Below are 24,576 nucleotides of genomic sequence, written 5' to 3'. Positions count from 1 at the left end.
CAATCGGGCGCATGACGAGCCCGGACGACGACTCCGCCCCCGCCGCATCCTCCTCGGTGCCCGAGACCTTCTCGGACCGGGTCTACCGCTCCCCGAGCGGCATCGGAGGCGGGGTGCTGCTGCTCGCGCTCAGCGGCTGGCTGGGCATCGACGCGATGGTCCGGGGCGAGGGACGGACACCGTGGCTGGCGCTGGCCGGGCTGCTGTTCGCGGTGCCGGTGGTGATCGCCTTCACGGTGCGCCCGGCGGTGTACGCGGGGCAGGACCGGCTGCTCGTCCGCAACCCGTTCCGTACGGTCACGCTGCCCTGGGCCTCGGTCGAGGGGCTCCGCGCCGGATACACCAGTGAGGTGCTGGCGGGCGGGGCGACCTACCAGCTCTGGGCGATCCCGGTCTCGCTGCGGCAGCGCAAGCGGGCCGCGAGGCAGCAGGCCAGGGCGGCCTCCGAGGACCCCTTCAGCCGCACGTCGGCCCATGTGTCGGCGAACAAGGCCGGGGAGGACCGGCGGGCCCCCTCCGACGCGGCCATCGGCGACCTGCGCGAAATGGCCGAACTCAACGCCCAGCGCGAAGGCGCCCAGGGGGCGCCCGAGGTCCGGTGGGCCTTCGAGGTCATCGCGCCGACGCTGGCGGGTGCGGTGCTGTTGATCATCATGCTGGCCATCGGCTGAGCGCCTGGCGGCGCGGCTTCCGGGTCCGGCCGGCCGGGCCCCGGCCGCCCGGCTACTGGGCCGTCGACTCCCGGGTCGCGTACGGCGCCCTCGCGCTCCTCTCCGTACCCGAACCCGGGGCGCGGCGCCCCGCCCTCGGCCTCTACTGGGGCGACCTCGCCCTCCAGTCCCGCGTCGGACCCGATACCGGGTTCAGCTACCTCAGCCGGATCTGACGCGGCTCCGGCCCCGGCACCGTCACCGCCCCCGCTCAGATGCCCGCTGCCGCCGAAAGATCCTTCTTGAGCGCGGCCAGCACGCTGTCCGCCGTGGCGCGGGCCGGGACCAGGGCGACCGCCCCTTGCACATCGACGACCACCTCCAGGTAGCACTTCAGCTTCGGCTCGGTACCGCTGGGCCGGACGATCACCCGGGCTGACCGGACGGTGTCCTTTCCGGCGAGCTGGTAGCGCAGCCCGTCCGTCGGGGGCAGCGTCTCCGTACCCCGTGACAGATCCTCCGCCGAGGCCACGGCGAGCCCCGCGAGCTCGGTGGGCGGCTGTTCGCGCAGCCGCTTCATCGCGGTGCCGATCAGGGAGAGGTCCGTGACGCGGACGGACAGCTGGTCGGTGGCGTGCAGGCCGTGGGCGACCGCGATGTCGTCCAGCAGGTCGGTGACGGTGCGGCCCTGCTCCTTCAGCTCGGACGTCAGCTCGGCCACGAGCAGCGCGGCCGTGATGCCGTCCTTGTCGCGTACGCCCGCCGGGTCCACGCAGTAGCCGAGCGCCTCCTCGTACGCGTAGCGCAGCCCGTCCACCCGGGCCAGCCACTTGAAGCCGGTCAGCGTCTCGGCGTACGGGAGCCCGGCGTCCTCCGCGATCCGGGAGAGCAGCGACGAGGAGACGATCGTGGTCGCGAAGGAGCCACGGGCGCGCTTGTGGACGAGGTGGGTGGCGAGCAGGGCGCCGACCTCGTCACCGCGCAGCATCCGCCAGTCGGCGGCGTCCGTGGGGGCCGTGGGGTTCGTGATCGCGGGCACGGCGACGGCGCAGCGGTCGGCGTCCGGGTCGTTGGCGATGATGATGTCCGGAGCGACCTTGCGGGCCGTCGCGAAGGCCAGGTCCATCGCCCCCGGCTCCTCCGGGTTCGGGAACGCGACGGTCGGGAACGCCGGGTCGGGCTCGGCCTGCTCGGGGACGACCGCGGGCGCCGGGAAACCGGCCCGCGTGAAGGCCGCGATGAGCGTCTCGCGGCCGACGCCGTGCAGCGGGGTGTAGACGACGCGGGCGTTGCGGGGCGAACCCGGCGTGAGGACGGCGTCCGTACGGGCGAGATACGCGTCGAGGACGTCGTCGTTCAGCGTCTCCCAGCCGCTGTCGGGGCGGGGCACGTCGTTCAGGCCGCGGATGGCGGCGATCTCGGCGGCGATCTCGGCGTCCGCGGGCGGCACGATCTGGGAGCCGTCGCCGAGGTAGACCTTGTAGCCGTTGTCGCGGGGCGGGTTGTGGCTCGCGGTGACCTCGATACCGGCGACGGCGCCGAGGTGGCGGATGGCGAAGGCGAGGACGGGCGTGGGGAGCGGACGCGGAAGCACGGCCGCGCGGAATCCGGCGCCGGTCATGACGGCGGCGGTGTCGCGGGCGAAGTCGGCGCTTTTGTAGCGCGCGTCGTATCCGATGACGACGAGCCCCTGATCGTGATGCTTGCGCAGATACGCGGCGAGCCCGGCGGCGGCGCGGATGACGACGGCGCGGTTCATCCGCATGGGACCGGCGCCGAGCTCACCCCTGAGACCGGCGGTACCGAACTGCAGCATGCCGGAGAACCGATCGGCGATCTCGTCGAACGCGCCCTCCGCGCCCTCCGCGCCGCCCGCGTCCTCCGCGCCGTCCGTGGTGGCCTGGAGCAGCTTGCTGAGCTCGTCGCGGGTCTCGGGATCGGGATCCTCGGCGAGCCATGCGCGGGCCTGTGCGATGAGATCGGGCTCCGTGGCCATGGGGGCCTCCTGGGGGTGGTCGTTTGGTGGGTGCGGGTTCCGCTGTGTGCGGGTGCGCGTTCCGCTGTGTGCGGGTGTGTGGGTGGTGCGCTTGCTGTTTGTGGTGGGTGGCGGGTGCGGGGCCTCCGGGGCGGCGCCCTGGACCGTATATTTACGGCGCCGTTGGCCGGGGGCGTTGTGTTGGTCGGGGATTGGCGCCACAAATACACGTAAGCGTCCAGGACACCACCCCTGCGGCCCCGCCCCCTCCCGTCTCGTCGGCGGCTCCCCACCGGTGGCCTCCGGACCTGGCCCGGTTCCGGACCGCCAGGGTGCCCGGTGCGGCCCGTCTCCCGCTCGCTTGTCGGTGTCCGTGCGCTGGTGGCAGGGGGCGCGTGCCCGGAGGCGCTGGGCGGATGCCGTTCCGCCTCCTCTGGCCTCGTGGGCGACCGTGCCCTCGGCCTGTGGGACGGGCATCTTGTTGGCATCCGCTCCTGAGCGAGACCGGTCCGCTTCGGGTGAGCCCCCTCCAGCCTCGCGGCGGGGGAGGGACTGCCATCCGACGAACCGGGGCGGCCAGGACCCGTGTCACTTGGGCGCGTGCCGACGAGGTACGAGGGGGGCGTACCCACCCCCGCCACAGACGACTCGCAACCGGGCCAGGGCTGGAGGCCACCGGCGGGTGGCTGCCGACGAGCCGGACGGGCCGGGGCCGTACCGACTCCCACCCGACACCCAGCTCCCGGGCCGAACGCGGAACGGACGGGCGCCCTGGGCCACCGGCGGGTGGCTGCCGACGAGACGGGAGGGGGCGGGGTCGCAGGGGTGGTGTCCTGGACGCTTTCGCATATTTGTGGCGCCAATCCCCGACCAACACAACGCCCCCGGGCACCGGCGCCGTAAATGTGCGGTCCAGGGCGCCGCACCGGAGGCCCCGCCCCCGGCACCCACCACGCAACCCACCGCGCCCCGCCAGGCCCGGCGCGCCTCGCCCCGGCCCGCCCCGGCCCGCCCCGGCAGACGGTGCCGCGACGCTCTGTTCAGTTGGCTGAGGGGTGAGTACCCGCGCAGCACGCCGTGACGCCGCCGGCGCCGCTGCCCGGCGAGGGAACGGGGTCGCCCGGCCGGTGAGGTCAGATGCGGTCGAGGACCTGCGACAGCAGGCTGCCCATGCGGGAGGCGGAGTCGCGGCCGGCCTGGAGGACCTCCTCGTGGTTGAGGGGTTCGCCGGTCATACCGGCCGCCAGGTTGGTGACCAGGGAGATGCCCAGGACCTCCGCGCCCGCCTCGCGCGCCGCGATGGCCTCCAGGGTGGTGGACATGCCCACCAGGTCGGCGCCCAGGGTGCGAACCATGGTGATCTCCGCCGGGGTCTCGTAGTGCGGCCCGGGGAACTGGGCGTAGACGCCCTCCTCCAGGGTCGGGTCGACCTGCTGGCACAGGGCGCGCAGCCGCGGGGAGTAGAGGTCGGTGAGGTCGACGAAGTTCGCGCCCACGATCGGGGAGGTGGCCGTGAGGTTGATGTGGTCGCTGATCAGTACCGGCTGACCGGGGCGCATGCCCTCGCGGAGGCCGCCGCAGCCGTTGGTGAGGATGATGGTCTTGCAGCCGGCGGCGACGGCGGTGCGTACGCCGTGTGCGACGGCGGCGACACCGCGGCCCTCGTAGTAGTGCGTACGGCCGAGGAAGACCAGCGCCCGCTTGTCGTTGATCCGGTACGAGCGGATCCGGCCCGCATGGCCCTCGACGGCGGGCGGCGGGAAGCCGGGCAGCTCGGTGACGGGGAACTCGTGCTCGGGCGCGCCGAGGGCGTCGGTGGCGGGGACCCAGCCGGAGCCCAGGACCAGCGCGACGTCGTGGGTTTCCGCACCGGTCAGCTCGCGCAGGCGGGTGGCGGCGTCGTCGGCGGCGGCGTGGGGGTCGCCCTGGATGTCGTCCCAAGAAACTGATGCGTTCACGCGCACGAGGGTAGCCGGTAACTGCCTACGCGCGTAGACGGAGTCCGTGGAGGTATTCGGATCGTTGCATAACCCCTGGACCGGCCGGACCCCGGACCGGGTTCGCCCGGAGACGCGAACCCCCAGGCTCCCGGGCCGCCCGGAAACACAGCTCACCCGGAAACACCCGATACACCGGATACACCGGACTCAGCAGGGGCGCTTCCGCAGCTCCATCACATAGTCGTGCGGCGCGCCCGCGGATTCCGCCGCGTCGGCGATTTCGCCCAGGTAGCGGGCCGAGGGCAGGCCGCCCTCGTAGCCGTTGAGGACGTAGAGCCAGGCGGGTTCGTCGCCGTCCAGGGTGTGGACGCGGATCCGCATCCGGCGGTAGATGTCGAGGCCGACGCCCTCCCAGCGGTCCATGGAGTCCTCGTCCATGGGCGCGATGTCGTAGAGGGCGACGAAGACCTGGGAGCGCGGGGCCTCCACGATGGTCGCGAGGGCGCCTTCCCAGCCCATCTGCTCTCCGCCGAAGGTGAGACGCCAGCCGTTCAGCCAGCCCGTTCCGCGCAGTGGGGAGTGCGGTGCGCGGCGGGACATCAGCCGCGCGTCGAGGTTGCCGGCGTACGCGGCGTAGAGCGACATGGGTCTGAGGGTACGGGAGTGGGGCGGAACGGCCCTCGGGGTGGGAGGTTCGTACGTCAGTCGCCCCAGCGCAACCCCCCGGGCTGAAGCCAGTCGAACCGGTGCGGGACAATGGAGCATGTGACTCGGATCGTGATCATTGGTGGCGGACCCGGCGGCTATGAGGCGGCGCTGGTCGCCGCGCAGCTCGGCTCGGAGGTGACCGTCGTCGATTGCGACGGTCTGGGCGGCGCGTCGGTGCTCACCGACTGCGTGCCGTCGAAGACGTTGATCGCCACCGCAGAGGTGATGACGACCTTCGATTCCTCCTATGAGGAGCTGGGGATCATCGTCGCCGACGACACCCCGCCGATGGAGCAGGCGGCCCGGGTGGTCGGCGTGGATCTCGGCAAGGTCAACCGCCGGGTGAAGCGGCTCGCGCTCGCCCAGTCGCACGACATCACGGCGTCGGTCACGCGGGCCGGCGGCCGGGTCATGCGCGGGCATGGGCGGGTGGAGCCGCAGCAGTCGCTGGACGGCTCGCGGCGGGTGATCGTGCGGGCGGTGGACGGCACCGAGCAGACGCTGGTGGCGGACGCGGTGCTGGTGGCGACCGGTGCCCATCCGAGGGAGATCCCGGACGCGAAGCCGGACGGCGAGCGGATCCTGAACTGGACGCAGGTGTACGACCTGGACGAGCTCCCCAAGGAGCTGATCGTGGTCGGCTCCGGTGTCACGGGTGCGGAGTTCGCGGGTGCGTATCAGGCGCTGGGGTCGAAGGTCACGCTGGTCTCCAGCCGGGACCGGGTGCTGCCGGGCGAGGACCCGGACGCGGCGGCGGTGCTGGAGGACGTCTTCCGGCGCCGGGGGATGAACGTGATGTCCCGCTCGCGGGCGCAGGCCGCCAAGCGGGTCGGGGACCGGGTGGAGGTCACGCTCTCGGACGGGCGGGTCATCTCCGGCACTCACTGTCTGATGGCGGTCGGCTCGATCCCGAACACGGCGGACATGGGCCTGGAGGAGGCCGGGGTCAAGCTGGCCGAGTCGGGGCACATCCTGACCGACAAGGTGTCCCGGACCAGCGCGCCGGGCATCTACGCGGCCGGTGACTGCACCGGCGTGCTGGCGCTGGCGTCGGTGGCGGCGATGCAGGGCCGGATCGCGATGTACCACTTCCTGGGGGACGCGGTGGCGCCGCTGAACCTGAAGACGGTTTCCGCGAACGTGTTCACCGACCCCGAGATCGCCACGGTCGGCTACTCGCAGGCGGACGTGGACGGCGGGAAGATCGACGCCCGGGTGGTGAAGCTGCCGCTGCTGCGCAATCCGCGGGCGAAGATGCAGGGCATCCGGGACGGCTTCGTCAAGATCTTCTGCCGTCCGGGCACCGGCATCGTGGTCGGCGGTGTGGTGGTCGCGCCGCGGGCGAGCGAGCTGATCCACCCGATGTCGCTGGCGGTCGACAACAACCTGACGGTGGAGCAGGTCGCCAAGGCCTTCACGGTCTACCCCTCGCTGTCCGGTTCGATCGCCGAGGTGGCGCGGCAGTTGCACACCCGGAAGACTCAGGAAGAGTCGTAGATCCGGTCCTTATAGCACTTCGCGCCTTCAGAGATGTCCAACTTCTGCTAATTGGTGCAAGCTGCTGAAAACAGACGGTCGTTGGCATTACTGTCAGTTTCGTGTTCGCTGCAGAACGTCGCCAATTGATCCTTGAAATGGTGCGCGCGAACGGAGCGGTGTCGCTCCGGGAGCTCGCCCGCGTCGTCCAGACCTCCGAAGTGACCGTACGGCGTGATGTGCGGGCGCTGGAGGCAGAAGGACTGCTCGACCGCCGGCACGGCGGTGCGGTGCTGCCGGGCGGATTCACCAGGGAGTCCGGCTTCCCGCAGAAATCCCATCTAGCGACCGCGGAGAAGACGGCCATCGCCGATCTCGCGGCCGGTCTCGTCGACGAGGGCGAGGCCGTGGTCGTCGGCGCCGGAACCACCACGCAGGAGCTGGCCCGCCGGCTCGCGCGGGTTCCGGGGCTGACCGTGGTCACCAATTCCCTGCTGGTCGCACAGGCGTTGGCGCATGCCAACCGGGTCGAGGTCGTGATGACCGGCGGCACCCTGCGCGGCTCCAACTACGCCCTGGTCGGCAGCGGCGCCGAGCAGTCCCTGCAGGGGCTGCGGGTCTCGCGCGCCTTCCTGTCCGGCAGCGGGCTGACCGCCGAGCGCGGCCTGTCCACCTCCAACATGCTTTCGGCCAGCGTCGACCGGGCGCTGGTCCAGGCGGCGGCGGAGGTGGTCGTGCTCGCCGACCATACGAAGCTGGGCACCGACACCATGTTCCAGACGGTGCCCACCGATGTGATCACGCGGCTGGTGACCGATGAGCCACCCGCCCATGACGACCGTGCCCTGACCGAGCTCCAGGCCCTCGCGGACCAGGGGGTTCAGATCGCCGTGGCCGGGCCGGGCGCGGGGTCCGGCCCGGTCGGGGGCGGTGAGGGCGGCGGTTCGGCGGGCCGGCAGTCGGGGCGGCTGGGCGCGTCCCAGGGCCGTGGCGGCGGCGAGGAGGGCCTGCCGCTGCCGGGGCCGCGCCGTAACCACCCCCATCCGCCGGGCGGCCCCGGCTCCGCGCAGCTGCGCAGTGCGGTGCCGCTGGCGGAGCAGCCGGGGCGGGTGGCGGATCTGGCGCCGCGCCGTCGCTAGCGAGGGGGCGCCGGCCGGTGTCAGCGGGCCTTGAGACCGGTGAAGGCCAGCGCCAGCAGCCGGTCGGCCAACTCGGGGTCGTCCGGCGACTGCTCCACGGCCAGCGCGATCGCGTTGGTGAGCTGCATCAGATCGGCGATGACCACATCGGACCGTACGGCACCGCTCTGCTGCGCGCGGGCGAGCAGTTCGCTGCCCGCCTCGCGCAGCGGCAGACCGCAGCCGCGGGACAGTGCCGAGGTCTCGTCTCCCGAGCACGCCATCAGGGCCCGGGAGAGCCCTCGATAGGTGCTGGCGTGGTCGACGATGGCGCGCAGCCAGTCGATCAGCGCCTGACACGGCCGCGGGCCCTTGGCCAGCTCCCGCGACCGCTCCAGCAGGGCGCATATCTCGCCCTGGAAGACCGCGCCCATCAGCGCGGTGCGGTTGGGGAAGTGGCGGTAGAGCGTGCCGATGCCGACGCCCGCGCGGCGTGCGATGTCCTCCAGCGAGGCATCGGTACCGTGCCGGGTGAAGGCCGTGCGCGCCTCGGCCAGCAGCCGCTCGTAGTTGCGGCGCGCGTCGGCGCGCATGGGGCGCGGTGGCATCTGCGCCGTGGCTGTCTCGATCGCCATCGCGGTCCTCCCTGCCGTGGCTGCCCGTGAGTCAAGCATGCCATTTCGTGACCGGAGGCACGCCCTGGCCAGGCAACGCGGGTACCGCGAACGGCATCAAACGGGGCGATGGCCTCGTGCGTTGCGGTGCGCCGAAGTGGAAGAACGATGGGACTGACCAGTCGCTCACTCGAGTATGTGACGATCGCTCTCGCCGTGGGGTGCGCGGGGCTGACGCTCTGGCTGTGGCCGCGCTTCGCGGGCCGGGGCGTACGGGCCTGGCTGGGCCGGCTGGCCGCCCTCGCCGTGACGCAATGCGCGATCGTGGCCGCGCTGGCCCTCGGGGTGAACACCACCTTCCAGTTCTACGGGTCCTGGGACGAACTGCTGGGCGAGGACGAAGCCGCACCGGCGGCCCTGTCCCCTGTGCAGGGCGGCGCCGCGGGGCCGGTCGGGGCGTCGGGCGGGCTGGTGCGGCCGGCCCCGCCGCAGGGGCTGGACACGGTGCACGGACTGCCGGGCGGGCCCCCCGACAAGGCGGGCAAGGTCGAGTCGGTGCGGATCCTCGGCCGCCGCAGCCAGGTGGCCAACCCGGCGTATGTGTATCTGCCGCCGCAGTACTTCCAGCGCCAGTACGCCCGGCAGCGCTTCCCGGTGATCGTGGCGATCAGCGGCTATCCGGGCGGATCCTTCCTGCTGGCCCAGCATCTGCGGCTGCCCCAGACCGCGGGCGGGCTGATCCGCACCGGGGAGATGCAGCCTGCGGTCATCGTGATGGTGCGGCCCACCATCGCCCCGCCCCGCGACACCGAATGCGTGGACGTCCCCGGCGGCCCGCAGGCCGAGACCTACTTCGCCCAGGACCTGCCCGAGGCGCTGCGCGGGCACTACCGGATCGGCCATGACCCCAGCGCCTGGGGCGTGCTGGGCTACTCCTCGGGCGGCACCTGCGCCCTTGAGCTGACCCTGCGTCATCCCCGCGTCTACAGCGCGGCCGCGGCCCTGTCGCCCGACTACCGCGTGGTCAACGACCCCACCACCGGCGACCTCTTCGGCCCGGGCCCGGAGGGCGAGCGCGGTGAGCGGGAGCACGATCTGCTGTGGCGGCTGCGCCATCTGCCCCAGCCGCAGGTCTCGGTGCTGGTGTCCTCCAGCCGCCGGGGCGAGCCCAACTACACCGCCACCCGCGACTTCCTGGCCGCGGTCCGGCCGCCGATGAGCGCGCAGTCGATCATCCTGGACCGGGGCAGCCACAACTTCCGCACCTGGCGCCGCGAGCTGCCCACGGCCCTGCGCTGGATGAACGGCCAGCTCACCTTCCCCCAGGACGTGGTGCACGGCCGCTGAGCGGTCCGGGCACGACCGGGCACGACGACGGCGGGCCCCGGCCGGAGGATTCCGGTCGGGGCCCGCCGTCATGCGCGGGGGCGGGTCAGTCCTTGATTCCCGCCTCAGTCCCTGACTCGCGCGTCAGTCCTTGATCTCGCAGATGACCGCGCCCGAGGTGATGGACGCGCCGACGTCTGCGGTCAGGCCCTTGACGGTGCCCGCGCGGTGGGCGTTGAGGGGCTGTTCCATCTTCATGGCCTCCAGGACGACGATGAGGTCGCCCTCGGCCACGGTGTCGCCCTCGCCCACGGCGACCTTGACGATGGTGCCCTGCATGGGGGAGGCCAGGGCGTCGCCGGAGGCGGCGGAGCCGGACTTCTTGACCGCCTTGCGCTTCGGCTTCTTCGAGCCGCCCGCCGGGGCGGTGGCCACGCCCAGGGAGGCGGGCAGCGAGACCTCCAGCCGCTTGCCGCCGACCTCGACCACGACGGTCTCGCGGGCGGTGGGCTCCTCGTCCTCGTCGGGGCTGACGGGGGCGAAGGGGGCGATGGTGTTGTTGAACTCGGTCTCGATCCAGCGGGTGTGGATCGTGAACGGCTCGCTGGTGAACGCCGGGTCCACCACCACGGCCTGGTGGAACGGGATGGCGGTGGCCATGCCGTCGACCTGGAACTCGGCCAGGGCGCGGGCGGCGCGCTGGAGGGCCTGGGCGCGGGTGGCGCCGGTGATGATCAGCTTGGCCAGCAGCGAGTCCCACGCCGGGCCGATGACGCTGCCGGACTCCACGCCCGCGTCCAGCCGGACACCGGGGCCGGCGGGCGGGATGAAGGAGGTCACGGTGCCGGGGGCGGGCAGGAAGTTGCGGCCCGGGTCCTCGCCGTTGATGCGGAACTCGAAGGAGTGGCCGCGCACCTGCGGGTCGTCGTAGCCGATGGCCTCGCCGTCGGCGATGCGGAACATCTCGCGGACCAGGTCGATGCCGGTGACCTCTTCGGTGACCGGGTGCTCCACCTGGAGTCGGGTGTTGACCTCGAGGAAGGAGATGGTGCCGTCGTTGCCCACGAGGAACTCGACGGTGCCGGCGCCCACGTAGCCGGCTTCCTTGAGGATGGCCTTGGAGGCGGCGTAGAGCTGGTCGTTCTGCTCCGGGGTCAGGAACGGGGCCGGGGCCTCTTCGACGAGCTTCTGGTGGCGGCGCTGGAGGGAGCAGTCACGGGTGGAGACGACCACGACGTTGCCGTGGGTGTCGGCCAGGCACTGGGTCTCCACATGGCGGGGCTTGTCCAGGTAGCGCTCGACGAAGCACTCCCCACGCCCGAACGCCGCGACGGCCTCGCGCACGGCGGAGTCGTAGAGCTCGGGGACTTCTTCCATGGTGCGGGCGACCTTCAGGCCGCGGCCGCCGCCGCCGAAGGCGGCCTTGATGGCGATCGGCAGGCCGTGCTGCTCGGCGAAGGCCACGACCTCGTCCGCGCCGGAGACCGGGTCGGGGGTGCCGGCGACCAGGGGGGCGCCGGCGCGCTGGGCGATGTGGCGGGCGGCGACCTTGTCGCCCAGGTCGCGGATGGCGTGCGGCGGAGGGCCGATCCAGGTCAGGCCCGCGTCCAGGACGGCCTGGGCGAACTCGGCGTTCTCGGAGAGGAATCCGTAGCCGGGGTGGACGGCGTCGGCGCCGGATTCGGCGGCCGCGGCCAGGACCTTGGCCTGGTCGAGATAGCTGGCCGCCGGGGTGTCACCGCCCAGCGCATAGGCTTCATCGGCCGCGCGCACATGACATGCGTCCCGGTCCGGATCGGCGTAGACGGCTACGCTCGCGATCCCGGCATCCCGGCAGGCACGGGCAACACGGACAGCGATCTCGCCACGGTTGGCGATGAGCACCTTGCGCACGATGGCTCCCTCCTTGAAACAAGCCGAGTTTAGGTACAGGCGACACCTCGCGCCGAGAAGATCCCGGGCGTGAGCTTGACCACACGGAGCGTGAACCTCGCGTTGGGCGAGCGACCAGATCCCCCGTCGCTCCACCGTACGCCCGGTTTTCGGGGCTGGTGCGCCGTCCGAGGTGTGGGCAAGGTCTCTGGCCCGCCGTGCTGCGGCGCTTCGCGTTTCTTTGTGGAAACCCTACGAATGCCGGGCGGAAACTTTGCCATGGCGTTCAGCTCGTCCGCACCTCTTGTGGCGGCGCTTACCCGTTAGTAGCGTGCTTCGGCACTGACGGAGTGGAGGGGGAACACGGTGGCGCGCAGACCAGTGGCCGCGATAGCGGCTGTGACGCTCATGTTCGAAGCGGTCGGTATAGCGCTGCTGAACTGGATCCTCGGCCTGGTCGTGGACCGTCAGCAGATGTCCATGGGCGGCCTCGACACCGATGCGATGTCCATCGGCACCTGGGTCGCGGGCGGCCTCTTCGGCCTCTATCTGCTGGTGTGCGGGGTGGTGCTGCTGCGCACCGCCGTGCGCGACCGCGCCCCCGGCCGCCTCGCCCGCATCCTTCTCGTCACCTGTGCGGTGGTGCACGGGCTGGTGGGCGCGTTCGCGGTCGGCCTGGTGGGCTGGCCGGCGTTCGCGTTCTTGATGGTGGTGCTGGGGCTGATCGTGCTGAGCCTGCTGGGGTACGAGGCGGAGCCGCCCGCCGAGCCCTCCGCGGAGGCCGCGGGCGGCGGCCAGGACGCCCCCAGCCCGGCCTGATTCAGGGGAAATCCCTAGCCGGGCCCGGGCTGATTCGGGGGGAATCCCTAACCCTTGGCCCGGCCAGACTCAGGGGAATCCCCAGTCGCCCCGGAGCCAGGGAGACCCCTGGCTAGTCCCAGAGGGCCGTGATCCGCACGTCCAACTCGGCCAGCAGCCGGCGGAACAGCGGCAGGGAGAGCCCGATCACGGTTCCGGCGTCGCCCTCGATGCCGTCGATGAACGGCGCCGAACGGCCGTCGAGCGTGAACGCCCCCGCCACATGCAGCGGTTCGCCGCTGGCGACGTACGCAGCGATCTCCTCGTCCGCCGGCTCGCCGAAGCGGACGGTGGTGGACGCGGTGGCAGAGGTGCGGCGGCCGTTCGCCGTGTCGATCACGCAGTGCCCGGTGCGCAGCACCCCGGCCCGGCCGCGCATCGACTTCCAGCGGGCGGTGGCCTCCTCGGCGTCCGCCGGTTTGCCGAGCGCCTGACCGTCGAGCTCCAGCACCGAGTCGCAGCCGATGACGAGGGAGCCGGCCGCCTCCGGAAGCCCGGCCACGGCGGTGGCCTTCGCCTCGGCCAGCACCCGGGCCAGCTCGGCGGGTGTCTCGGCGCTCAGCGCGTCCTCGTCCACCCCGCTGACGATCACCTTCGGCGCCATTCCGGCCTGCCGCAGCAGTCCGAGCCGGGCGGGCGAGGCGGACGCGAGGATGAGAGTGCGCTGCGCAGTCATGCGCACCAGGGTAAGCCGCCCCCGGGGCGGCCCGGCCAGGGGCCGGAGCCGGGCCATGGCACCGGCCTCTCGCTCAGGTCGGGCCGGACGAGGTCAGACCGAGCCAGATCAGGCCGGGGTTCGGAGCAGGGCCGCGTTCACAGCCACAGGCCGAGGAGGCACATCGCGAGCAGCACAGAGACGGTCAGCACCGTGCGGGCGCGGCGGAGCATGGCCTCGGCGCGCCGCAGCTCCTCGGGCGGCTCGTCGGGCGGCTCGGACCACAGCATGGGACCGATCCTGAGGCCGCGGACGGCGGGGCGCCTGAGTACGCGTACTCAGGCGCCCCGGCGCGAAGGTGCCATTCCGGCCTTCCGGCCTTGCCGCGCGGCTCTCAGGCGGGCCAGTAGGTGGTACGCCACGCCTTGGGGCCGGGGTGCGGCACCCGGTGGCCGGGGACGGTGCGGGCCGGGTCGGACCACTCCTCCGGATCGTCCTCGCTCTGCGCAGCGGCCGTGACGGCCGCCGCGCGTGCTTGCACCACCGCCAGTGCGGCGGCCAACTCCTCGGGGGTCGGGTTGCCCCGGACAATTCGGATCATGGAATTAGCCCTTCGCTCGAGGGGGCTAGAGGGGGATGTTGCCGTGCTTCTTCGGGGGCAGCGACTCGCGCTTGTTCCGCAGGGTCCTCAGTCCGCGGACGATGTGGCGGCGGGTCTCGGACGGCATGATCACAGCATCCACATACCCTCGCTCGGCCGCGATATACGGATTCAGCAGGGTGTCCTCGTAGTCCGCGATCAGCTCGGTGCGGGTGGTCTCCGGGTCGTCGGAGGCGGCGATGGTGCGCCGGTGGAGGATGTTGACCGCGCCCTGGGCGCCCATGACCGCGATCTGCGCGGTGGGCCAGGCGAGGTTGAGGTCGGCGCCCAGGTGCTTGGAGCCCATGACGTCGTACGCGCCGCCGAACGCCTTGCGGGTGATGACCGTGATCAGCGGGACGGTGGCCTCCGCGTAGGCGAAGATCAGCTTGGCGCCGCGCCGGATGATGCCGTTGTACTCCTGGTCGGTGCCGGGCAGGAAGCCGGGCACGTCCACGAAGGTCAGCACGGGCACGTTGAACGCGTCGCAGGTGCGCACGAAGCGTGCGGCCTTCTCGGAGGCGTCGATGTCCAGACAGCCGGCGAGCTGCATCGGCTGGTTGGCCACGATGCCCACCGGGTGGCCCTCGACCCGGCCGAAGCCGGTGATGATGTTGGGCGCGAAGAGCGCCTGCGTCTCCAGGAACTCGTTGTCGTCCAGGACGTGCTCGATGGCCTTGTGCACGTCGTACGGCTGGTTCGCCGAGTCCGGGATGAGCGTGTCCATCTCCCGGTCCTCGTCCGAGACCTCCAGATCGGCCTCGTCGGCGAAGGCCGGGGGCTCGGAGAGGTTGTTGGAGGGCAGGTACGCCAGCAGGGCCTTGACGTACTCGATGCCGTCCTTCTCGTCCCCGGCCATGTAGTGCGCGACACCGGAGGTGGTGTTGTGGGTCCGGGCGCCGCCCAGCGCCTCGAAACCGACGTCCTCACCGGTGACCGTCTTGATCACATCGGGGCCGGTGATGAACATATGCGAGGTCTGGTCGACCATCACCGTGAAGTCGGTGATCGCCGGGGAGTAGACCGCGCCGCCCGCGCACGGGCCCACGACCAGGCTGATCTGCGGGATCACTCCGGAGGCATGGGTGTTGCGGCGGAAGATCTCGCCGTACATGCCGAGCGAGACCACGCCCTCCTGGATGCGGGCGCCGCCGGAGTCGTTGATGCCGATGACCGGGCAGCCGGTCTTCAGCGCGAAGTCCATGACCTTGACGATCTTCTCGCCGAACACCTCTCCGAGCGCCCCGCCGAAGACCGTGAAGTCCTGGGAGAAGACGGCCACCGGGCGGCCGTCGACCGTGCCGTAGCCGGTGACGACCCCGTCGCCGTAGGGGCGGTTCTGCTCGATGCCGAAGTTGGTCGAACGGTGCCGGGCGAACTCGTCGAGCTCGGTGAAGGACCCCTCGTCCAGGAGGAGGTCGATGCGCTCGCGCGCGGTCAGCTTGCCCTTGGCGTGCTGCTTCTCCACCGCGCGCGCGGACCCCGCATGGGTCGCCTCTTCGATACGGCGCTGCAGATCCGCGAGCTTCCCCGCGGTGGTGTGACGGTCTGGAATCTCGGGGGCGATCTCCGGCTCGGACATCGGGATGCGGCTCCTGCTCGTCCTGGGGGTGGATACGGCGGACTACTGGATACGGCGGACTTCTTCAGGGTCGGGGGAATCGGAGGAAGCGGTGGAAACGAGGTACGGGGTCGGAATCGTGATCGGTGGGGCCTATGGATGTTCGCTGGTTACGGACCGTTCGGCAGCTGTTGCGCCGGCTGGGCTACCGGCACGTAGCGTATCGGCGGCACCGCTTGGTGGCACTGCGTCGTTGGCCACACCTCCTGACCCTAGGCTGGCCCTCATGACGCCTTCTGACACCTCAGGGAGCCCAGGTGACGGGCCCGGCCGCTGGTCCGATCTCGAGCGGCCCCCCTTGAACGCCACCGCGCTGCGCCGGGGGCTGGTGCGCCCCGGCGGGCTGTGGACCGAGTTCGAGGTGGTGCAGGCGACCGGCTCGACCAACACCGATCTGGTCACCCGGGCCCGGGCCGGGGCCCCCGAGGGCGCGGTGCTCGTCGCCGAGGAGCAGACCGCGGGGCGCGGCCGGCTCGACCGCGCCTGGACGGCCCCGGCCAGGTCCGGGCTCTTCTTCTCCATCCTGCTACGGCCCGCCGACGCCGGCGTGCCCACGGAGCGCTGGGGCTGGCTGCCGCTGCTCGCCGGGGTCGCGAGCGCCGGGGCGCTCAGCCGCACGGCGGGCGTGGACACCGCGCTGAAGTGGCCGAACGACCTGCTGGTGACGGTCGCGGGCGAGGAGCGGAAGTTCGGCGGGATCCTCGCCGAGCGGGCCGGGGACGCGGTGGTCATCGGCATGGGGCTGAACGTTTCGCTGCGCGCCGATGAGCTTCCGGTACCCACCGCCGGGTCGCTGGCCCTGGCCGACGCGATCTCCACCGACCGCGATCCGCTGCTGCGGGCCGTGCTGCGCTCGATCGCTCAGTGGTACGGGGAGTGGTGCCGCTTCGAGGGCGACCCCGGGGCGAGCGGCCTCCAGGAGAGCTATGCGGCGGGCTGCGCGACCCTCGGGCGGCAGGTGCGCGCCGAGCTTCCGGGCGGCCGGGAGCGGGTCGGCGAGGCGGTCGCGGTCGACGGCGACGGGCGGCTGGTTCTGGCCACCGAGGGCGGGGTTCAGGAGCCGGTCTCCGCCGGGGACATCGTGCATCTACGCTCCGTACCGAGGGAGCAATGAACCCCTGCCGTGGAGAGTGAGCTACGGCACACCTGACGTATCGTGGTCGCGGTCGGTCCAGCTCGGGGCGGCTGTGGGCGATTCGGAACCCAACCGGGAAGAGGGAACGGAAGGGCAGTGCGCAGGGATCTGACAGGGGGCGGGCGGTGACCGCCGACGACGCGGGTTCCGGCACGGCCGAGGAGCGCGAGGCGTGGGACGCCACCGCGCCGGACGGGGCCGTACGGGACACCGGGGCGCGGGAGACCGCCGCCGCGGAGGCTCCCGAGGAGGCCCCCGATGAGGCCCTCGACGAGGAGGACCAGCCGGATCCCATCGCGCTCCGGCTCGAGCAGCTGATCCTCGGTGCCGAGCGGCGCTACACCCCCTTCCAGGCCGCCCGCAGCGCGGGCGTCTCGGTCGAGCTGGCCACCCGCTTCTGGCGGGCCATGGGCTTCGCCGACATCGGCCAGGCCAAGGCGCTGACCGAGGCCGATGTGCTGGCGCTGCGCCGGCTGTCCGGGCTGGTGGAGGCCGGGCTGCTGAGCGAGCCGATGGCCATCCAGGTGGCGCGGTCCACCGGCCAGACCAGCGCCCGGCTCGCGGACTGGCAGATCGACTCGTTCCTGGAGGGGCTCACCGATCCCCAGGAGACCGGGATGACCCGGACCGAGATCGCGTATCCGCTGGTCGAGCTGTTGCTGCCGGAGCTGGAGGAGTTCCTGGTCTATGTCTACCGGCGCCAGCTCGCGGCCGCGACCGGCCGGGTGGTGCAGGCGGCGGACGACGCGGAGATGGTGGACCGGCGGCTGGCGGTCGGCTTCGCGGACCTGGTGAGCTTCACCCGGCTGACCCGGCGGCTGGAGGAGGAGGAGCTCGGCGAGCTGGTCGAGGCGTTCGAGACCACGGCCGCCGACCTGGTGGCGGCGCACGGCGGGCGGCTGATCAAGACGCTGGGCGACGAGGTGCTCTACGCGGCCGACGACGCGGGCATCGCCGCCGAGATCGGGCTGCGCCTGATCGAGACGCTGACGCATGACGAGACGATGCCGGAGCTGCGGGTCGGGATCGCGTTCGGCACGGTCACGACCCGGATGGGCGATGTCTTCGGGACGACCGTGAACCTGGCGAGCCGGCTGACGTCCATAGCCCCCAAGAACGCGGTCCTGGTGGACGGCGCGTTCGCGGAGGAGCTGAGCCGCACCGGGGAGGCCCCGGTGTCGGAGGCGGAGGCCGCGGAGGCGGCCGCCGCGGCGGAGAAGGAGGGCGAGGAGCCGCCCTCGTACCGGTTCGCGCTCCAGCCGATGTGGCAGCGGCCGGTGCGTGGTCTGGGGGTCGTGGAGCCGTGGCTGCTGAGCCGTCGCGCATGACGCCGGGGGGCGGCCGGGGATGACCCCGGGGCGCGCCCCCGGGTAGGACGCGCTGGACGACGTTCGTCCGGATCCCTTCGGTGGCTGCGGCCGGATCGTTGAACTGGGCGCGGATCCGGGCCTGTTGGGCTAGCCTACGTCCGCAAGATCCACTCGGTGGATCCCAGGTCCTGTCGTCGAAGAAGCACCGTGCGCGTCCGCCCGCGGGGTGGGCCCGGCGGTGTCCAGGAGCACGTGTGACCCCGCTTTACGATTCGAGTGCTCAGCGTCCGGGCGCCTTACCTCCACCGGGCTGCCCCGCCCATGAGGGGGCCGGTGCCGAGCCGCTCCACGCGCCCGAGTTCGGAAAAGACCCCTTCGCGGTCTACCGGCGCCTGCGCGAGACCCACGGCCAGCTCGCGCCGGTGGAGCTGGACAGAGGCGTCCCGGCCATGTTGTGCCTGGGGTACGACACGGCGCTGGAGATCATGCGGCGCCCCGAGACCTTCTCCAAGGACCCTCGCCACTGGCGGGCCAGGAACGAGGGCGTGCTGCCCGGGACCAGCTATGCCCCGCAGGTCATCAGGCCCCGGCCACAGGTCGACTTCGTGGACGGCGAGGAGCACCGGCGGCTGCGCGGCGCCATCGAGGACTGCACCGGCCGGATCGACTCCGGTGCGCTGCGGAACTATGTCGAGCGCATCGCCGACTCGCTGATCGACCAGTTCTGCGAGGCGGGCGAGACCGAGCTGATCGGGACGTACTGCGCACTGGTCCCGGTGCTGGTGACCAGCCAGCTCTTCGGCTTCCCGCAGCAGGCCATGGACCCGCTGCTGCGGGGCGTGGTGGCGTTCATCGACGGCTCGGATCCCGCGGGCGGGGACCGGGCCGCGGCCGCGGCGCTGCGCGAGCTGATCGACCTCAAGCGGCGCGATCCGGGCGCCGACATCACGTCCTGGCTGATCGCGCATCCGGCGCGGCTGACCGACGAGGAGCTGGTCGAGCAGTTGCTGCTGCTGATCGGGATGGTGACCGGGCTGGTGCCCGGCCTGATCGGCAACTCGCTGCGGGTGCTGCTCACCGACGAGCGGTTCTCGGGCGAGCTGATGGGCGGCAGCATGCTCGTCGAGGACGCCCTGGACGAGGTGCTCTGGACCGATCCGCCGCTGGCCAACATGGGGCTCTACTTCCCGGTCCATGACACCAACCTCGCCGGGAAGCGGCTGCGCGCGGGCGACGCCGTGATGATCAGCTTCGCGGCGACCAACCGGGACGCCCTGCTGAGGTCCCCGCACAAGCAGGGCAACCGGGCCCATCTGGCGTTCGGCGCGGGCCCCCACGCCTGCCCCGGCCGGAGCTCGGCCCGGCTGATCGCCTCCGTCGCGCTGGAGAAGCTGCTGGACCGCATCCCGGACCTCGCGCTGGCCGGGGATGTCGAGGAGCTGAAGTGGCTGTCCGGGGTCTTCGTCAGGGGGGTGGTCTCCCTGCCGGTGCGGTTCGCGCCCGTCGCCAGGCCGGGGGGCCGGCGCCCGGGCCCGCCCGCCGTCGGCCCGGGCGAGCGGGACCCGCAGGACCAGCGGCACCAGGCGCCGCAAGGGGCGCTGCAGGGGATTCCGCAGGGCATGCCGCCGGGCATGCCGCAGGGGGTGCCGCAAGGGGCGCCCCCGCCGCCGTCCCTCCCGCCGCTCTCGCTGCCGCTCGCCACCGAGGGGGCGTCCGTGTCCGGAGGTGAGCCCCTGGAGGGGACGGACCTGGAGGAGCAGGGGGAGGACGGGCAGAAACAGTCGGTCCTGCTCGGCTTCCTGAACCGGTGGCGGCGGGCCCGCTAGGCCCGGTCCGGGTGGCTCACCGGTTCCGCACACCCCGGGGAGCTGAAATGATCGCCGCATGGGGTTCACGGTCGTTAACCGGGAGAGTGCGTGATGAGTGAGCAGCGGTACGGGGAGTGGGTCGCGGTCCGCAGGGACGGCTTCGTGGCCGAGCTGGTGCTGGACCGGCCCAAGGCCATGAACGCCGTCTCCTCCGAGATGGCGCGCTGTATCACGGCGGCCTGCGCGGCACTGTCCGAGGACCGTGACGTGCGGGCCGTCGTGCTGACCTCGACCCATGAGCGGGCCTTCTGCGTGGGCGCGGACCTCAAGGAGCGCAACTCGCTCTCCGACGCCGAGATGCTGCGGCACCGGCCGGTCTCCCGCGCCGCCTACACCGGGGTGCTGGAGCTGCCGATGCCCGCCATCGCCGCGGTGCACGGCTTCGCGCTGGGCGGCGGCTTCGAGCTGGCCCTGTCCTGTGACGTGATCGTCGCGGACCCCACCGCCGTGGTGGGGCTGCCCGAGGTGTCGGTCGGGGTGATCCCGGGCGGCGGCGGCACCCAGCTGCTGCCGCGCCGGGTCGGCGCCGCACGCGCGGCCGAGCTGGTCTTCTCCGCGCGCCGGGTGGCCGCCGCGGAGGCCCATGAGCTGGGCCTGGTGGACCGGCTGGTGGCGGAAGGCGAGGACCGGGCCGAGGCGATGGAACTGGCCCGGGGCATCGCCGCCAACTCCCCGGTGGGCCTGCGGGCCGCCAAGAAGGCGCTGCGGCTGGGGCAGGGGCTGGATCTGCGGGCCGGTCTGGAGGTCGAGGACGCGGCGTGGCGGACGGTGGCCTTCTCCGGCGACCGGGCGGAGGGTGTCGCCGCGTTCAACGAGAAGCGGTCGCCGAACTGGCCGGGGGAGTGAGGAGCGGCTCGGCCGGACCGGGCGGGGAGTGCCGGGCCGGCGGGGACCGGGGGAGTAGGGATCCCGGACCGGGGAAGCTGACCGGATCCGGGGAGTGGCCCCGGCCCGGGGAGCGCGCGGTCACCGGGGGTGACCGTTCGCTCGGATACCCGGGGTGAACGGCCCGCAGCGGATTGTTCTCGACGTTCTTACGCTGGAGAGCAGAGCGAACGATGCATGGCCGTGAGGAATGCGAGGCCGTCGTGACGGACAACGGGGAGATCGGCGGACGGCCCGTCGGGGTCGATGGACGATTGCGGGCCGTCGTGGGGCTCGCCCAGGGGATGGCGGCGGCGCACACCCCGCAGGAGTCGGTGGGTGCGGCGGCCGAGGCGGCCCGCCGCGCCCTCGACGGCGGCTTCGCGGCGATCTCGGTATGGGAGCGTGCGCGGGGGCGGCTGCGGGTGCTGGTCAACGTGGGCGAGCTGATGGCGGGCGAGGAGCCGCTGCCGGAGGACGAGTCGTATCCGGTGCACGACTTCCCGGAGATCGCCGAGTTCCTGCATGAGCACTGGGCCGCGGGCGGGGAGCCGCACGCCTGGGTCGAGACCGCCGAGGGCGTACGTCCTGGCGCGGCCCCGCCCGGCCGTCAGGGCGCGCCGGCCAGCGGTAGCTGGGGGAGGGTGGCCGCCCTGCGGCGGCGTGGCCGGGGCAGCTGTGTGGTGGCCCCGATCGTGCTGCACGGGCGGGCGTGGGGCGAGCTGTATGTGGCCCGGGCGGCCGGGCGTCCCGTCTTCGACCGCGACGACGCCGACTTCGCGACCGTGCTGGCCTCGGTGACCGCCGCCGGGCTGGCCCAGACCGAACGCCTGGAGGAGGCCCGCCGCCTCGCCTTCACCGATCCGCTGACCGGCCTCGGCAACCGCCGCGCGGTGGACATACGGCTGGACGAGGCGCTGGAGGCGTATCACGCGGACGGCACCGTGGTGAGCCTGGTGGTCTGCGATCTCAACGGCCTCAAGCGGGTCAACGACACGCTTGGCCATGCGGTGGGCGATCGCCTGCTGGAACGGTTCGGCTCATTGCTCTCGCTGTGCGGCGCGATGCTGCCCGGGGCGCTGGTGGCCCGGCTGGGCGGGGATGAGTTCTGTCTGTTGGGAGTCGGGCCGCCGGCGGACGAGGTGGTGCGGGTGGCGGATGAGCTGTGCCGCCGGGCCGCCGAGCTGGAGATGGGCGAGGGGGTCGCTTGCGGGATCGCCTCCACGGGCGATCCGATCGGGCCGGTGCCGTCGGCCCGCCGCCTCTTCCGGCTGGCGGACGCGGCGCAGTATCGGGCCAAGGCGGCGCGGTCGCTCAAGCCGGTGGTGGCGGGGCGGGATGGGGGTGCGGAGGACTCGGTGATTCGGCTGGCCGATACGTCTGCGGCTCACCCGCCGGAGCGACGCCGCTTCCGGGGCCGCCGCTAGGGCGCGAGGCGCGCCCTGTCCCCCCGGTCCCGGTGGGGCTCCGCCCCGGACCCCGGGGTACGGGTGAGGCGCGCTCCGTTTCTCAGCCCGCCCCGGTCCCGGTGGGGCTCTGCCCGGGCCCCGGCGTACGCGCGAAGCGCGTTTCGTTCCCCACCCCACCCCGCCCCGGTCCCGGTGGGGCTCTGCCCCGGACCCCGGCGTACGGGTGAGGCGCGCTCCGTTTCTCAGCCCGCCCCGGTCCCGGTGGGGCTCTGCCCCGGACCCCGGCGTACGCGCGAAGCGCGCTCCGTTCCCCACCCCGCCCCTTCCCGAACCGGGGCTCCGCCCCGGACCCCGCTCCTCAAACGCCGGAGGGGCTGGAAGATCGGCCTCCGCCCCCGGCCCCGGGCGGAGGCTGCGCCCCCGGGGCTCGACGGAGCTACGGCCCCGAGCCCTGGTCGGCCCGCCCCGAGCGCTGACGGGGGGCTGCTTCGCCGGGACCTGGTGGGCCCTGTCCCCGAGGGCGCGGGGCTGCGCTCCCGGGCGATGGTGGGCCCTGGCCCCAAGGGCGCGGGGCTGCGCTCCCGGGCGATGGTGGGCCTGCGGCCGGGTCCTGGAGAACTCCCGCTCCAGACCCTGCGGGGGCTCGCGCCCCACACCTTGCCGGGGCTCTTCCCGCACACCTTGCCGAGGCTCCTACCTCAGACCCTGGCCGGACTCCTGCCCCACACCCTGCCGGGGCTCCCTGCCCCCGCATGCCGGGGCCCTCCCACCCTGCCGGGCCCCGCCCCACACTCCCTCCCCCGGGGACCCGGGGCGGAGCCCCACCCCTCAGCCCCTCCGGCGATTGAGGAGCGGGGTCCGGGGCGGAGCCCCGGTTGGGAAGGGTCGGCGGGGTGACAGGGGGCGATTCACTCTCTAGGGTGCCTGAATATGGATATGCACTCTGTGGTCGTGGGGACGTCCGGAACGATCGCCGACGATGTCATCGCCGTGGCACGCGGCGCCGCGCGCGTCGAGGTCTCCGAGGCGGCGCTCGAGGCCGTCTCGGCCTCGCGGCAGGTGATCGACGATCTCGCCGCCAAGCCCGAGCCCGTCTACGGCGTCTCCACCGGCTTCGGCGCGCTCGCCGTACGCCATATCAGCCCCGAGCTCCGCGCCCAGCTGCAGCGCAACATCGTCCGTTCGCACGCCGCCGGCATGGGCGCGCGGGTCGAGCGCGAGGTGGTGCGGGCGCTGATGTTCCTGCGGCTGAAGACGCTCGCGTCCGGCCGTACCGGGGTCCGGCCCGTCGTGGTCGGGACGATGGCCGCGCTCCTCAACGCGGGGATCACCCCCGTGGTGCACGAATACGGCTCGCTGGGCTGCTCCGGGGACCTCGCGCCGCTGTCCCACTGCGCGCTGACCCTGATGGGCGAGGGCGAGGCCGAGGGCCCGGACGGGGTGGTGCGGCCGGCCGCCGAGCTACTGGCCGAGCACGGCATCGAGCCGGTCGAGCTCCGCGAGAAGGAGGGGCTCGCGCTGCTCAACGGCACCGACGGGATGCTCGGCATGCTGATCATGGCATGTGCCGATCTCGCCCGGCTGTTCACCGTCGCCGATGTGACCGCCGCCCTCTCGCTGGAGGCGCTGCTCGGCACCGACCGCGTCCTCGCGCCCGAGCTCCACGCCATCCGCCCCCACCCGGGGCAGGCCGCCAGCGCCGCCAACATGCTGCGGGTGCTGGAGGGTTCGGGGCTCACCGGGCACCACCAGGACGACGCGCCGCGCGTCCAGGACGCGTACTCGATCCGCTGCGCCCCGCAGGTCGCGGGCGCGGGCCGGGACACCCTCGCGCACGCCCGGCTGGTCGCCGACCGCGAGCTGGCCTCGGCCGTGGACAACCCCGTCGTCCTGCCGGACGGGCGGGTGGAGTCCAACGGCAACTTCCACGGCGCCCCCGTGGCCTACGTCCTGGACTTCCTCGCCATCGCGGCGGCCGACCTCGCCTCGATCGCCGAGCGCCGCACCGACCGGCTGCTGGACAAGAACCGCTCCCACGGTCTGCCGCCCTTCCTGGCCGGCGACCCGGGCGTGGACTCGGGGCTGATGATCGCCCAGTACACCCAGGCGGCGCTGGTCAGCGAGATGAAGCGGCTGGCGGTGCCCGCCTCGGTCGACTCCATCCCGTCCTCCGCGATGCAGGAGGACCATGTCTCGATGGGCTGGTCGGCGGCGCGCAAGCTGCGTACGGCGGTGGACAATCTGGCCCGCGTCCTGGCCGTCGAGCTGGTCGCCGCCACCCGTGGCGTCGAGCTGCGCGAGGGACTGGAGCCCGCGCCCGCGAGCCGGGCGGTGCTGGCGGCGGTGCGCCGGGCGGGCGTCGAGGGGCCGGGCGGGGACCGCTATCTGGCGCCCGACTTGGCGGCGGCGGACGCGTTCGTACGATCCGGAGAGCTGATCGAGGCCGTGGAGTCGGTGACGGGCCGCCTGGACTGAGCAGTTCGCATCGAGCGAACGGGCCCAGTGCGCCGCAGGGTCCGCCCGGACCGAACGCGCCG

Annotated in this window: 20 protein-coding genes; 11 read left to right on the top strand and 9 right to left on the bottom strand. The window is 72.8% G+C overall.

Going from position 1 to position 24,576, the window contains the following annotated elements; genetic code table 11:
* The first annotated feature begins 11 nt into the window (after window positions 1-11).
* Window positions 12-671 (top strand): PH domain-containing protein, encoded by a 660-nt coding sequence (locus BLV72_RS13375; protein ID WP_167746349.1) that lies wholly within the window; start codon window positions 12-14, stop codon window positions 669-671.
* Between the two features lie 250 nt (window positions 672-921).
* On the opposite strand, the gene BLV72_RS13370 is transcribed toward BLV72_RS13375, so the two are convergent.
* The 3 genes from BLV72_RS13370 to BLV72_RS13360 form a co-directional block, all read right to left on the bottom strand.
* Entirely contained in the window at window positions 922-2,646 is a 1,725-nt protein-coding gene (locus BLV72_RS13370; protein ID WP_093462447.1) for a phospho-sugar mutase, read from the bottom strand.
* A gap of 1,112 nt (window positions 2,647-3,758) precedes the next feature.
* The gene (locus BLV72_RS13365; RefSeq protein WP_043237321.1) at window positions 3,759-4,583 is read right to left on the bottom strand and encodes a purine-nucleoside phosphorylase; all 825 of its coding nucleotides are present in this window, start codon (window positions 4,581-4,583) and stop codon (window positions 3,759-3,761) included.
* A gap of 189 nt (window positions 4,584-4,772) precedes the next feature.
* Window positions 4,773-5,210 (bottom strand): gamma-glutamylcyclotransferase family protein, encoded by a 438-nt coding sequence (locus BLV72_RS13360; protein WP_014061302.1) that lies wholly within the window; start codon window positions 5,208-5,210, stop codon window positions 4,773-4,775.
* Window positions 5,211-5,321: 111 nt separating this feature from the next.
* Between BLV72_RS13360 and BLV72_RS13355 the strand changes: the two genes are divergently transcribed.
* Window positions 5,322-6,770 carry an NAD(P)H-quinone dehydrogenase gene (locus BLV72_RS13355; RefSeq protein WP_093462445.1) on the top strand — a complete coding sequence of 483 codons (1,449 nt, stop codon included), beginning with the start codon at window positions 5,322-5,324 and terminating at the stop codon, window positions 6,768-6,770.
* 137 nt (window positions 6,771-6,907) lie between these two features.
* The gene (locus BLV72_RS13350; protein WP_237515371.1) at window positions 6,908-7,888 is read left to right on the top strand and encodes a DeoR/GlpR family DNA-binding transcription regulator; all 981 of its coding nucleotides are present in this window, start codon (window positions 6,908-6,910) and stop codon (window positions 7,886-7,888) included.
* 20 nt (window positions 7,889-7,908) lie between these two features.
* Here the strand turns inward: BLV72_RS13350 and BLV72_RS13345 are convergent, their stop codons facing one another.
* A complete protein-coding gene (locus BLV72_RS13345) occupies window positions 7,909-8,502 on the bottom strand; it encodes a TetR/AcrR family transcriptional regulator (protein ID WP_093462442.1) in 594 nt (197 codons plus the stop codon).
* A 147-nt stretch (window positions 8,503-8,649) separates the two neighbouring features.
* On the opposite strand from BLV72_RS13345, the gene BLV72_RS13340 reads away from it, so the two are divergent.
* Window positions 8,650-9,828, top strand: a complete 1,179-nt coding sequence (locus BLV72_RS13340; protein ID WP_093462441.1) for an alpha/beta hydrolase — start codon at window positions 8,650-8,652, stop codon at window positions 9,826-9,828.
* 123 nt (window positions 9,829-9,951) lie between these two features.
* Here the strand turns inward: BLV72_RS13340 and BLV72_RS13335 are convergent, their stop codons facing one another.
* Window positions 9,952-11,700: an acetyl/propionyl/methylcrotonyl-CoA carboxylase subunit alpha gene (locus tag BLV72_RS13335; RefSeq protein WP_093462439.1), complete on the bottom strand. Its 1,749-nt coding sequence runs from the start codon at window positions 11,698-11,700 to the stop codon at window positions 9,952-9,954.
* A gap of 345 nt (window positions 11,701-12,045) precedes the next feature.
* Here BLV72_RS13335 and BLV72_RS13330 point away from each other — a divergent pair, with 345 nt between their 5' ends.
* Complete coding sequence (locus tag BLV72_RS13330) at window positions 12,046-12,498, top strand: hypothetical protein (RefSeq protein WP_093462438.1); 453 nt, start codon at window positions 12,046-12,048, stop codon at window positions 12,496-12,498.
* A 112-nt stretch (window positions 12,499-12,610) separates the two neighbouring features.
* Here the strand turns inward: BLV72_RS13330 and BLV72_RS13325 are convergent, their stop codons facing one another.
* The 4 genes from BLV72_RS13325 to BLV72_RS13315 all read right to left on the bottom strand — a co-directional run bounded on the left by BLV72_RS13325 (window position 12,611) and on the right by BLV72_RS13315 (window position 15,414).
* Window positions 12,611-13,213: a Maf family protein gene (locus BLV72_RS13325; RefSeq protein ID WP_093470326.1), complete on the bottom strand. Its 603-nt coding sequence runs from the start codon at window positions 13,211-13,213 to the stop codon at window positions 12,611-12,613.
* A 137-nt stretch (window positions 13,214-13,350) separates the two neighbouring features.
* A complete protein-coding gene (gene mmpB / locus BLV72_RS51040; protein ID WP_260613761.1) occupies window positions 13,351-13,482 on the bottom strand; it encodes a morphogenic membrane protein MmpB in 132 nt (43 codons plus the stop codon).
* A gap of 104 nt (window positions 13,483-13,586) precedes the next feature.
* Window positions 13,587-13,793 (bottom strand): acyl-CoA carboxylase subunit epsilon, encoded by a 207-nt coding sequence (locus BLV72_RS13320; protein WP_059144442.1) that lies wholly within the window; start codon window positions 13,791-13,793, stop codon window positions 13,587-13,589.
* A 25-nt stretch (window positions 13,794-13,818) separates the two neighbouring features.
* Window positions 13,819-15,414, bottom strand: a complete 1,596-nt coding sequence (locus BLV72_RS13315) for an acyl-CoA carboxylase subunit beta (protein WP_093462436.1) — start codon at window positions 15,412-15,414, stop codon at window positions 13,819-13,821.
* A 265-nt stretch (window positions 15,415-15,679) separates the two neighbouring features.
* Here BLV72_RS13315 and BLV72_RS13310 point away from each other — a divergent pair, with 265 nt between their 5' ends.
* The 6 genes from BLV72_RS13310 (at window position 15,680) to hutH (ending at window position 24,514) form a co-directional block, all read left to right on the top strand.
* Window positions 15,680-16,567: a biotin--[acetyl-CoA-carboxylase] ligase gene (locus BLV72_RS13310; RefSeq protein ID WP_093462435.1), complete on the top strand. Its 888-nt coding sequence runs from the start codon at window positions 15,680-15,682 to the stop codon at window positions 16,565-16,567.
* A gap of 146 nt (window positions 16,568-16,713) precedes the next feature.
* Window positions 16,714-17,916, top strand: a complete 1,203-nt coding sequence (locus BLV72_RS13305) for an adenylate/guanylate cyclase domain-containing protein (protein WP_093462434.1) — start codon at window positions 16,714-16,716, stop codon at window positions 17,914-17,916.
* Between the two features lie 236 nt (window positions 17,917-18,152).
* The gene (locus tag BLV72_RS13300) at window positions 18,153-19,724 is read left to right on the top strand and encodes a cytochrome P450 family protein (RefSeq protein WP_093462432.1); all 1,572 of its coding nucleotides are present in this window, start codon (window positions 18,153-18,155) and stop codon (window positions 19,722-19,724) included.
* Between the two features lie 93 nt (window positions 19,725-19,817).
* Window positions 19,818-20,612: an enoyl-CoA hydratase/isomerase family protein gene (locus tag BLV72_RS13295; RefSeq protein ID WP_093462431.1), complete on the top strand. Its 795-nt coding sequence runs from the start codon at window positions 19,818-19,820 to the stop codon at window positions 20,610-20,612.
* Window positions 20,613-20,935: 323 nt separating this feature from the next.
* Window positions 20,936-22,057, top strand: a complete 1,122-nt coding sequence (locus BLV72_RS13290) for a GGDEF domain-containing protein (protein ID WP_093470325.1) — start codon at window positions 20,936-20,938, stop codon at window positions 22,055-22,057.
* A 912-nt stretch (window positions 22,058-22,969) separates the two neighbouring features.
* Window positions 22,970-24,514, top strand: a complete 1,545-nt coding sequence (gene hutH, locus BLV72_RS13285; protein ID WP_093462429.1) for a histidine ammonia-lyase — start codon at window positions 22,970-22,972, stop codon at window positions 24,512-24,514.
* Window positions 24,515-24,576 lie beyond the last annotated feature (62 nt).

Source organism: Streptomyces melanosporofaciens (genome assembly GCF_900105695.1).
Classification (GTDB): Bacteria; Actinomycetota; Actinomycetes; order Streptomycetales; family Streptomycetaceae; genus Streptomyces; species Streptomyces antimycoticus.
This window is presented reverse-complemented; position numbering and strand designations above follow the sequence as displayed.

Excerpts from the sequence above, each read along its gene's own strand:
- BLV72_RS13375 (WP_167746349.1), top strand. The coding sequence starts at position 12 with ATGACGAGCCCGGACGACGACTCCGCCCCCGCCGCATCCTCCTCGGTG.
- BLV72_RS13370 (WP_093462447.1), bottom strand. The coding sequence starts at position 2,646 with ATGGCCACGGAGCCCGATCTCATCGCACAGGCCCGCGCATGGCTCGCC.
- BLV72_RS13360 (WP_014061302.1), bottom strand. The coding sequence starts at position 5,210 with ATGTCGCTCTACGCCGCGTACGCCGGCAACCTCGACGCGCGGCTGATG.
- BLV72_RS13355 (WP_093462445.1), top strand. The coding sequence starts at position 5,322 with ATGGAGCATGTGACTCGGATCGTGATCATTGGTGGCGGACCCGGCGGC.
- BLV72_RS13350 (WP_237515371.1), top strand. The coding sequence starts at position 6,908 with ATGGTGCGCGCGAACGGAGCGGTGTCGCTCCGGGAGCTCGCCCGCGTC.
- BLV72_RS13345 (WP_093462442.1), bottom strand. The coding sequence starts at position 8,502 with ATGGCGATCGAGACAGCCACGGCGCAGATGCCACCGCGCCCCATGCGC.
- BLV72_RS13340 (WP_093462441.1), top strand. The coding sequence starts at position 8,650 with ATGGGACTGACCAGTCGCTCACTCGAGTATGTGACGATCGCTCTCGCC.
- BLV72_RS13325 (WP_093470326.1), bottom strand. The coding sequence starts at position 13,213 with ATGACTGCGCAGCGCACTCTCATCCTCGCGTCCGCCTCGCCCGCCCGG.
- mmpB (WP_260613761.1), bottom strand. The coding sequence starts at position 13,482 with ATGCTGTGGTCCGAGCCGCCCGACGAGCCGCCCGAGGAGCTGCGGCGC.
- BLV72_RS13320 (WP_059144442.1), bottom strand. The coding sequence starts at position 13,793 with ATGATCCGAATTGTCCGGGGCAACCCGACCCCCGAGGAGTTGGCCGCC.
- BLV72_RS13315 (WP_093462436.1), bottom strand. The coding sequence starts at position 15,414 with ATGTCCGAGCCGGAGATCGCCCCCGAGATTCCAGACCGTCACACCACC.
- BLV72_RS13310 (WP_093462435.1), top strand. The coding sequence starts at position 15,680 with ATGACGCCTTCTGACACCTCAGGGAGCCCAGGTGACGGGCCCGGCCGC.
- BLV72_RS13295 (WP_093462431.1), top strand. The coding sequence starts at position 19,818 with ATGAGTGAGCAGCGGTACGGGGAGTGGGTCGCGGTCCGCAGGGACGGC.
- BLV72_RS13290 (WP_093470325.1), top strand. The coding sequence starts at position 20,936 with ATGGCGGCGGCGCACACCCCGCAGGAGTCGGTGGGTGCGGCGGCCGAG.
- hutH (WP_093462429.1), top strand. The coding sequence starts at position 22,970 with ATGGATATGCACTCTGTGGTCGTGGGGACGTCCGGAACGATCGCCGAC.